Source organism: Acidobacteriota bacterium, assembly GCA_034211275.1.
Classification (GTDB): domain Bacteria; phylum Acidobacteriota; class Thermoanaerobaculia; order Multivoradales; family JAHZIX01; genus JAGQSE01.
This window is the reverse complement of record JAXHTF010000240.1, coordinates 1-9,573: the sequence shown is the minus strand read 5'-3', so window position 1 is coordinate 9,573 and position 9,573 is coordinate 1. Positions and strand designations below refer to the sequence as shown.

General features: G+C 62.9%; 9 protein-coding genes and 1 tRNA gene. All 10 read right to left on the bottom strand.

Annotation, left to right across the window (positions count from 1 at the left end; all coding sequences use genetic code 11):
* The coding region (locus SX243_23435; GenBank protein ID MDY7095938.1) for a DNA-directed RNA polymerase subunit beta' at positions 1–1,647 on the bottom strand (1,647 nt) is incomplete at its 3' end.
* 12 nt (positions 1,648–1,659) lie between these two features.
* A complete protein-coding gene (gene rpoB, locus SX243_23430; protein MDY7095937.1) occupies positions 1,660–5,925 on the bottom strand; it encodes a DNA-directed RNA polymerase subunit beta in 4,266 nt (1,421 codons plus the stop codon).
* A gap of 239 nt (positions 5,926–6,164) precedes the next feature.
* Complete coding sequence (gene rplL / locus SX243_23425) at positions 6,165–6,545, bottom strand: 50S ribosomal protein L7/L12 (GenBank protein ID MDY7095936.1); 381 nt, start codon at positions 6,543–6,545, stop codon at positions 6,165–6,167.
* 72 nt (positions 6,546–6,617) lie between these two features.
* Positions 6,618–7,139, bottom strand: a complete 522-nt coding sequence (gene rplJ, locus SX243_23420) for a 50S ribosomal protein L10 (protein ID MDY7095935.1) — start codon at positions 7,137–7,139, stop codon at positions 6,618–6,620.
* A 17-nt stretch (positions 7,140–7,156) separates the two neighbouring features.
* The gene (gene rplA, locus SX243_23415) at positions 7,157–7,858 is read right to left on the bottom strand and encodes a 50S ribosomal protein L1 (protein ID MDY7095934.1); all 702 of its coding nucleotides are present in this window, start codon (positions 7,856–7,858) and stop codon (positions 7,157–7,159) included.
* Between the two features lie 12 nt (positions 7,859–7,870).
* Positions 7,871–8,296: a 50S ribosomal protein L11 gene (rplK, locus tag SX243_23410; protein ID MDY7095933.1), complete on the bottom strand. Its 426-nt coding sequence runs from the start codon at positions 8,294–8,296 to the stop codon at positions 7,871–7,873.
* Between the two features lie 130 nt (positions 8,297–8,426).
* Positions 8,427–8,972: a transcription termination/antitermination protein NusG gene (nusG, locus tag SX243_23405; GenBank protein ID MDY7095932.1), complete on the bottom strand. Its 546-nt coding sequence runs from the start codon at positions 8,970–8,972 to the stop codon at positions 8,427–8,429.
* Positions 8,969–9,163, bottom strand: a complete 195-nt coding sequence (secE, locus tag SX243_23400; protein MDY7095931.1) for a preprotein translocase subunit SecE — start codon at positions 9,161–9,163, stop codon at positions 8,969–8,971. Before secE ends, nusG begins: the two co-directional genes overlap by 4 nt.
* A gap of 16 nt (positions 9,164–9,179) precedes the next feature.
* Positions 9,180–9,256, bottom strand: a tRNA-Trp gene (locus SX243_23395).
* A gap of 57 nt (positions 9,257–9,313) precedes the next feature.
* On the bottom strand, positions 9,314–9,573 hold a 260-nt coding region (tuf, locus tag SX243_23390), incomplete at its 5' end, for an elongation factor Tu (protein ID MDY7095930.1).

Genomic DNA, 9,573 nt, shown 5'->3' with positions numbered 1-9,573 from the left:
CCGGATGCTCGACAGGGTCTCGACCTCACCGGCCTCCAGCGCCAACACCACCGAGTCGAAGTCGGGGAACACCCGACCTTGGCCCTTGGCGTCGCTCTTGGTGATGGTCAGGTAGTAGCCCCCCAAGACCAGGTCCTGGCTGGGCACCGCCAGCGGCCGGCCGTGGGCCGGGCTCAGGACGTTGTTGGAGGAGAGCATCAGCACCTGGCTCTCGATCTGCGCCTTCGGCGACAGCGGCACGTGGACCGCCATCTGGTCGCCGTCGAAGTCGGCGTTGAAGGCGGCGCAGACGAGGGGGTGAATCTTGATCGCCTTGCCCTCGGTCAAGACCGGCTGGAAGGCCTGAATACCCAGGCGGTGGAGGGTGGGAGCGCGGTTGAGCAGCACCGGATGGTCGGCGATGACCTCTTCCAGCGCGTCCCAGACCTCGTCCACTTCCTGCTCCACTAATTCCTTGGCGGCCTTGATGGTGCCGACCAGGCCCTTCTCTTCCAGACGGTTGTAGATGAAGGGCTTGAACAGCTCCAGCGCCATCTTCTTGGGCAGACCGCATTGATGCAGCTTGAGGTCCGGGCCGACCACGATGACCGAACGGCCGGAGTAGTCGACGCGCTTGCCCAGGAGGTTCTGGCGGAAGCGGCCCTGCTTGCCCTTGAGGGTGTCGGACAGGGACTTCAGCGGACGGTTGTTGGAGCCCTTGAGGACCCGGCCGCGGCGGCCGTTGTCGAAGAGGGCGTCCACCGCCTCCTGGAGCATGCGCTTCTCGTTGCGCACGATGACTTCCGGCGCCCGCAGCTCGAGGAGCTTCTTGAGCCGGTTGTTGCGGTTGATGACGCGGCGATAGAGGTCGTTGAGGTCGCTGGTGGCGAAGCGGCCGCCATCCAGCGGCACCAGGGGCCGCAGCTCCGGCGGGATGACCGGGATCACGTCCAGGATCATCCACTCCGGGCGGTGGCCGCTGCGCCGGAAGGCGTCGACGACCTTCAGCCGCTTGGCGGCCTTGAGGCGGCGGATCTGGCTGGTCTCGGTACGCATCACGATGCGCAGCTCCTCCGACAGCTCCTCGACCTCGATGGAGGCCAGGAGCTCCTTGATCGCCTCGGCGCCCATCTGTGCGACGAAGGAGCCATCCCCATATTCGTCCCGGACTTCGCGGAAGCGCTCCTCGCTCAGCAGCTCCTTCTCCTTGAGCTCGGTGTCACCGGGATCGATGACCACGTAGCTCTCGAAGTAGAGGATGCGCTCCAGGTCCCGCAAGCTGATGTCGAGCAGATGCCCGATGCGGCTCGGCAGGCCCTTGAAGAACCAGACGTGGGAGACCGGACAGGCCAGCTCGATGTGGCCCATGCGCTCGCGGCGCACCCGCGAGCGGGTGACCTCGACTCCGCATTTGTCACACACCACGCCGCGATGCTTCATGCGCTTGTACTTGCCGCACAAACATTCCCAGTCGGTGACCGGGCCAAAGATCTTGGCGCAGAAGAGACCGTCCCGCTCCGGCTTGAAGGTGCGGTAGTTGATGGTCTCCGGTTTGGTGACCTCTCCGTAGCTCCACGACCGGATTTTCTCCGGCGACGCTACGGAAATTTTGATCGCGTTGAAATCCTTCAGCGACTGTGGTTTCTCAAAGGTGCTCAGTGGGTGCAAGACCTTTCCTCCTTAAGCTTTCAGGAGTTCAACGTCGAGGCAGAGACTCTGCAACTCGCGAACCAAGACATTGAAGGATTCGGGCAGACCAGGATCGTCCGGGACATCTCCCTTGACGATCGCCTCGTAGATCTTGCTGCGCCCCTCGACGTCGTCGCTCTTGACCGTCAGCAACTCCTGCAGCGTGTAGGCAGCGCCATACGCCTCGAGGGCCCAGACCTCCATCTCACCGAATCGCTGGCCACCGAATTGGGCCTTACCGCCCAGCGGCTGCTGGGTGATGAGCGAGTACGGCCCGATGGAACGGGCGTGGATCTTGTCGTCCACCAGGTGGGACAGTTTCAACATGTAGATGTAGCCGACGGTCACCTTCTGCTCGAAGATGTCGCCGGTCATACCGTCGGTCAGCTGGGTCTTGCCGGAGGTGGGCAGAGTCGCCTCCGTCAGCAAGTCCTTGATCTGGTGCTCGCGCACGCCGTCGAAAACCGGGGTGGCGAAGTGCAGGCCCAGGGCCCGCCCCGCCCAACCCAGGTGGGTTTCGAGGATCTGACCGACGTTCATTCGGCTGGGCACGCCCAGCGGGTTGAGGACGATTTCCACCGGAGTGCCGTCGGGCAGGTAGGGCATGTCCTCTTCCGGGAGAATCCGGGAGATGACGCCCTTGTTGCCGTGGCGGCCGGCCATCTTGTCGCCCACCTGCAGCTTGCGCTTCATGGCGACGAAGACCTTGACCAGCTTGATGACGCCGGGGGGCAGCTCGTCGCCCTTCTGCAGCAGACCGATCCGCTCCTCGTTGACCTGATGCAGGACCTCGACGTGGGAATCGGTCTTCTTGTAGATGGCGGAGATCTGGTCGAGGAGCTTCTTGTCCTTGATGGGCAAGCGCAGCACCTCTTCCCGGGTCAGCTTTTCCAGCGACTCGTGGCTGATCTCGTCACCGGACTTGAGCAGCGTCTCGCCGACGTGGGATTGCACCTCGGCGGAAACCTTCTGGCCGGTGAGCAGATCGCGGATCTTCTTGTTGCGCTCCTCGGTGAGGATTCGCACCTCGTCCTTGATGTTCTTCTGCAGGCGCGCGATCTCGTCTTCCTCGATCTCCATCGCCCGCTGATCCTTCTCCACGCCCTTGCGGGAGAAGATCTTGACATCCACCACCGTGCCGTCGATCCCCGGTGGAACCTTCAGGCTGGCGTCGCGAACGTCGCCGGCCTTCTCACCGAAGATGGCTCGCAGGAGCTTTTCCTCGGGGGTCAGCTGGGTCTCGCCCTTGGGCGTGACCTTGCCCACCAGGATGTCGCCGGCACCGACGGTGGCGCCGATGCGGATGATGCCGCTCTCGTCGAGATCCTTGAGCGCCGCCTCGGAGACGTTGGGGATGTCCCGGGTGATCTCTTCAGGGCCGAGCTTGGTGTCCCGAGCCTCGATCTCGAACTCCTCGATGTGGATGGAGGTGTAGTAGTCCTCCTTGACCAGCTTCTCGGAGACCAGGATCGCGTCCTCGAAGTTGTAGCCGCGCCAGGGCATGAAGGCCACCAGCACGTTGCGGCCCAAGGCCAGCTCGCCGACCTCGGTGCACGGACCGTCCGCCAGCACCTCACCCTTGGCGATGCGCTGCCCCTCGTGGACCAGCGGTTTCTGGGTGATGCAGGTGTTCTGGTTGGAACGGCGGAACTTGGTCAGCTGGTAGATGTCGGCGCCGAACTCGCGGGCTTCCCCGGTTTCCGAGTCCTCGGCCTCCACGCGCACGATGATGCGCTCGGAGTCCACCGAGTCCACCACGCCGCCGCGCTTGCACAGGATCACCGCGCCGGAGTCCTGGGCCACGATGCCCTCCAGGCCGGTGCCCACGATGGGGGCCTCGCTGCGCAGCAGCGGCACGGCCTGGCGTTGCATGTTGGAGCCCATGAGGGCGCGGTTGGCGTCATCGTTCTCGAGGAACGGAATCAGCGCCGCCGCAACCGACACCAGCTGCTTGGGGCTGATGTCCATGTACTGCACCATCTCGCGCTCGACGGTGACGAAGTCGCCGCCGGAGCGGGCGATGACGCGCTCTTCGGCGAGCATCCCGTCCTCGCGGACTTTGGCGTTGGCCTGAGCGATGGTGTACTTCTCTTCCTCCCATGCGGAGAGGTAGAAGGCGTAGGGCTCGGCGGCCACGGAATCCTTGGCGCTGAGCTTCTCGTTGGCCTTGTCCATCTCCTCGCCGGTGACGATCTGGCCCAGCTTGAAGGGCCCTTTGCCGACCTTCACCACCCGGTAGTGATCGAGGACTCGGCCCTCCACCACCTTCTTGTACGGGCTCTCAATGAAGCCGTAGTCGTTCATCCGGGCGTAAGTCGCCAGCGACGAGATGAGGCCGATATTCGGGCCTTCCGGCGTCTCGATGGGACAGATGCGGCCGTAGTGGGTGGTGTGGACGTCGCGCACCTCGAAGCCGGCGCGCTCGCGGGAGAGGCCGCCGGGGCCGAGGGCGGAGAGACGCCGCTTGTGGGTCACCTCCGACAACGGGTTGGTCTGATCCATGAACTGGGACAGCTGGGACGAACCGAAGAACTCCTTGACGGCGGCAATCACCGGCTTGGAGTTGATCAGGTCGTGGGGCATGGCGGAGTCGATGTCCTGATGCACGGACATCTTTTCCTTGATCGCCCGCTCCATGCGCACCAGGCCGACGCGGAACTGGTTCTCCAACAGCTCGCCCACGGCCCGCACGCGGCGGTTGCCCAGGTTGTCGATGTCGTCCACGCGGCCGATGTCCTTCTGCAGCTGCAGCAGGTAGCCGATGACGCGGAAGAAGTCGTCCGCACTGAGGGTCTTCTGGTCCACCGAGACCTCGGTGTCCAGCTTGATGTTGAACTTGAAGCGGCCAACCCGCGAGAAGTCGTAGCGCTTGGCGTCGAAGAACATGCCGTAGAACAGCGACCGGGCGCTCTCCAGGGTCGGAGGGTCACCGGGGCGCATGCGGCGGTAGATCTCGATCAGCGCTTCCTTGGCGTTGGTGGTGGTGTCCTTGGCCAGGGTGTTGGTGAGGGTGTTGCCACACAGCTCCCAATCCGGGAAGAAGACCTCCACCGCGGTGTGCTGGCGACCGTCGAGACGCTCATGGAGGTCCTCCGGCACCAGGTCGTTGGCCTCGAAGAGCACCTCGCCGGTGTCCTCGTCGACCACGTCGGCGATGAACAGAGCCCGCTCGAGAGCGGAGAGGGGAACCTCCAGCTCGACGTTCTCGTCCTTGTCCAGGGTTGCCACCTGCTTCTTCTCCAGCGACAGGCCGGCGAAGATCGGGTAGGTCTCGCGGCGGCCGCGATTCTGGTGGTCCTTGAGGCGCTCCTGCTCGAGCACCGCCGGCGGGATGGAGAGCTTGACGGAGCCCTCCTTGCCCAGGGCCAGGCCGATGCCGACATAGAACTGGCGCAGGATCTGCTCGTTGCTCTCCAATCCCAGGGCGCGCAGGAAGATGGTGCCGTGGAACTTCCGCTTGCGGTCGATGCGGACCGAAATGACGTCCTTCTGGTCGTATTCGAACTCCACCCAGGAACCCCGGTAGGGGATGATCTTGGCGAGGAAGGCGCGAGGCCCCTCCTTGGTGAAGAAGACGCCGGGGCTACGATGCAGCTGGCTGACGATGACCCGCTCGGTGCCGTTGATCAGGAAGGTACCGTTATCGGTCATCAGCGGAATGTCGCCGAAGTAGACCTCTTCCTCCTTGGCGTCGCGCATCATGCGGGCGCCGGTCTCCGGGTCTTTGTCGTAGACGAAGAGTCGGAAGGTCACCTTCAGCGGCACGGCGAAGGTCATGCCGCGCTCCTGGCAATCCTGGATCGAATACTTCAGCTGCAGGTCTACGGGGTAGCCGCAGGTATCGCATTTGGTGACCTGGTTGCGGTTGACGAAACCGCAATCAGGGCAGGTGACCGTCTCCTCCAGCGGATGATCGGTCATGATCTTCGAGCTGCAGTTGACACAGGTCATGCGCAGGTATTCGAGCCCCTCGAGGGTGCCGCACTTGCACTGCCAGTCGCCGATGGAATACCGGACGAAGTCCAGGGAACAGGTCTCCCGGAAATCGGAGAACGGGAAAATACTGGTAAAGACGGCCTGCAAGCCCTGCGGGTCCCGCTCCTCAGGCAAGAGGTTCATCTGCAGGAAGCGGTCGTAGGACTTACGCTGGACGTCGATCAGGTTGGGAATGGGCAGAGAGGTCTTAATGCGCGAGAAGTCGCGCCGACGACCGTTCTGGTGATGACCGCCGTTTTGTCCGTTGGTGTTACTGCTCATAGAATGACCTCTACGATCCTGGGGAACGAAGTCGAGCCGGGGAGGCTCAACGGTGAAAACCGGCTGGCGCCGCTAGGGCGCCCGGCCGAAGAAATCTTTGCTGCAAACAGCGGACACCACGCCCTACCGACCGCCCGAGCGGCCGTTGCGTAGGGCATGGTGACTGCTGCTAGGGACCGCGCCGTCGCCCGGGCGGCCCCCCGTCTCGCTGGCTGACGCGAGATCAGCTGAGAGCTCGATCACTTGAGATCGACCTGGGCTCCAGCGTCCTCGAACTTCTTCTTGATCTCTTCGGCCTCGTCCTTGGAGACGCCTTCTTTGATCTTCGTCGGCGCCGACTCCACCAGATCCTTGGCCTCTTTCAGACCCAGGCTGGTGACCTCGCGGACCGCCTTAATGACGTTGATCTTCTTGTCGCCGATGGAAGTCAGCATGACGTCGAACTCGTCCTTTTCCTCGGCCTCGGCAGCACCAGCGCCAGCACCGGCGGCGGGCGCCGCGACGGCGGCGGCTGCGGCGGACACACCGAAGTGCTCCTCCAGCGCCTTGACCAAGTCGTTGAGTTCGAGGACCGTCATCTGCTCGACTTGCTTGATGAACTCCTCGGTTGCTACCGCCATGTCTCCTCTCCTTACACGTTCGAACGCAGGTAGCTACCCACGCTCGTTTGGGTGTTCTTGCTAAAATTCCAGTCAGCTCGCCTGCTTCTGCTGCGCCACCTGACCGAGTACCGCCACGAACTGACGCTTGAAATCCGCCAGGTCGCGGACCAAGCGGGTAACGGGGGACTGCAGCAGGAAGATCAGCTTGGCTAGCAATTCCTCCCGCGTCGGCAGCTCCGCAATATCTCTGATCTGCTCCGGGGCCACCGGCTGTCCCTGCACGATCCCGCCCTTGAACTGGAGCACCGGCGCCGTCTTGGCGAACTCGGTAAGAGCCTTGGCCAACTCCACGACGCTGTCATCGGTGTAGACCACCGCGACGGGGCCTTCGAAGACGTCCTTGACGCTATCCAGCGCCTTGCCCTCGATGGCCCTTCGGACCAGCGTGTTCTTGACCACCTGATACTGGCCACCGGATTCCCGGACCTTGGCCCGCAGCTCGGTCACCTGAGGCACGGAAATGCCCTGGTAGCCGAGCACAAAGGCATGGGGTGCTTCGGCCAGGCCGTCCTGGTATCCGGCCACCATCTCGTTCTTCTGCGCTTTGCTCAAAGCCATGATCGTGCCTCCTAGGCCTCGGCCGCGACGAGAAGGCTCTCGTCCAGTCGGATCCCCGGCCCCATGGTCGAGGACATATTGGCTGAACGCACGTACTTGCCCTTGGCGGCCGGCGGCTTGGCCTTGACCACCGCGGAGATCAGCGCGTTGGCATTCTCCAGCAGCTGCTCCTTCGAAAAGGAAATCTTGCCCAGCGGGGCGTGGACGATGCCGGTCTTGTCGACCCGGAACTCCACCTTACCGGCCTTGATGTCCTCCACCGCCTTGCCAACGTCGAAGGTCACGGTGCCCACCTTGGGGTTGGGCATCAGGCCGCGGGGGCCCAGGACCCGGCCGAGGCGGCCGACGACCCGCATCATGTCGGGGGTCGCCACCACGGCGTCAAAGTCCATCCAGCCGTCGTTGACTTTTTCCGCCAGTTCCTCGCCGCCGACGTGATCGGCCCCGGCCTCTTCGGCCTCCTTGACCTTTTCACCGCCGGCGAAGACGAGAATCCGAGTGGTCTTGCCGGTCCCGTGGGGTAGCACCACCGTGCCGCGCACCATCTGGTCCGCGTGCTTCGGGTCCACTCCCAAGCGCATGGCGATCTCGAGGGTCTCGTCGAACTTGGCGAAGGAAGCTTCCTTCGCCGCAGCGACGGCCTCCTCCAGCGTATGGGGGCGAGCCTCTATCTTTCCGACAGCAGCTCTATAGCCTTTACCGTGTTTTGGCACCGCTCGTCTCCTTTACCCTTCAACCTCGATACCCATCGAACGCGCGGTACCGGAAACGGTCTTCACCGCGGCGTCGAGGTCAGCGGCCGTCAGGTCGGGCTGCTTGATCTTGGCAATTTCTTCGACCTGGGCGCGGGTCACCTTCGCCACCTTGGTCTTGTTCGGCTCACCGGAGCCCTTCTTGATGCCGGCGGCCTTGAGCAAGAGCACGGCGGCCGGCGGAGTCTTGGTGATGAAGCTGTAGCTACGGTCGGCGTAGACGGTGATGACCACCGGGATGATCAGTCCGGAATCCTGCTGAGTACGGGCGTTGAACGCCTTGCAGAAGTCCATGATGTTGACGCCGGCCTGACCCAGCGCTGGGCCCACCGGCGGCGCCGGGGTAGCCTGGCCGGCCGGGATCTGCAGCTTGATCTGATTGATAACCTTCTTCGCCATGGTGCAGCTACTTTCCTTCGATCAATGGGCCTTGGTTCGTCAGTTTTCGACCCGGGAACCCTCGGTCAGCTGGGTCACCGGTGACCACCGCTGGGCTCGCCCCCGGATCTCTCCGAAGCTCAGCGTTCGATCAGGCCTTCTCCACCTGTGAGAAATCGAGCTCGACCGGCGTCTGACGACCGAAGATGGTCACCATCACCTTGAGAGTGTTGCGGTCCAGATTGACTTCTTCCACCACTCCGGTGAAGTTGTTGAACGGACCGTCGATGATCTTCACCGGCTCGCCCTTGTCGAACATGTACTTCGGCTTCGGCTTTTCCTGGGCCGTCGTAACCTGCTCGAGAATTTGATCCACTTCTTCTTGAGTCAGCGGCGTGGGCTTCTTGCCCGTGCCGACGAAGCCCGTCACCTTGGGCGTGTTCTTGACCACATGCCACGCGGGGTCGGACATCTCCATCTCGACCAGAATGTAGCCGGGAAAGAATTTCCTCTGGACTTCCCGCTTCTTGCCGTTGCGGTACTCCACCACCGTCTCGGTGGGGATCCGCACCTCGCCAAAGGAGTCACCCATGCCCATGGCTTCTGCGCGCTGGCGCAGAGTCTCCTTCACCCTCTCCTCGAAACCGGAGTAGGTGTGAACGATGTACCACTGGAGGTTGGGCGCGCCTTCGCTCATCGTCCCAGCACCTCGAGCATGAACCAGGTGATCCCTTGATCAGCGATCCACAGGAATGCGGCGAAGATCACGCTCGTAACGAGCACTACCGCCGTGAGGCTGACCAGCTCGTCCCGAGTGGGAAAGTTCGCCTTCTTGGTCTCGGAGATCGTCTCCGAGATGAAGGTCTTTGATTTTTCTATCCAGCTCATGTCGATTTGAACATTCTGGCAGGCCAGGAGGGATTCGAACCCCCAACCCGCGGTTTTGGAGACCGCTGCTCTACCAATTGGAGCTACTGGCCTTAAAGTACCCAAACCGCCCTCGCGGGGAGGGCGGCCCAGAGTTATTGAGACTGCGTCTTACTCGATGATCTCCGTCACGGTGCCGGCGCCCACGGTCCGGCCACCCTCGCGGATCGCAAACCGAACGCCCTTCTCCATCGCGATGGGAGCGATCAACGTCACCTCCAGGTTCACGTTGTCACCCGGCATCACCATTTCCACGTCCGCCGGAAGATCCGCCGAACCCGTCACATCCGTCGTACGGAAGTAGAACTGAGGACGGTACCCCTTGAAGAACGGAGTGTGGCGGCCACCCTCCTCCTTCGTCAGGATGTACA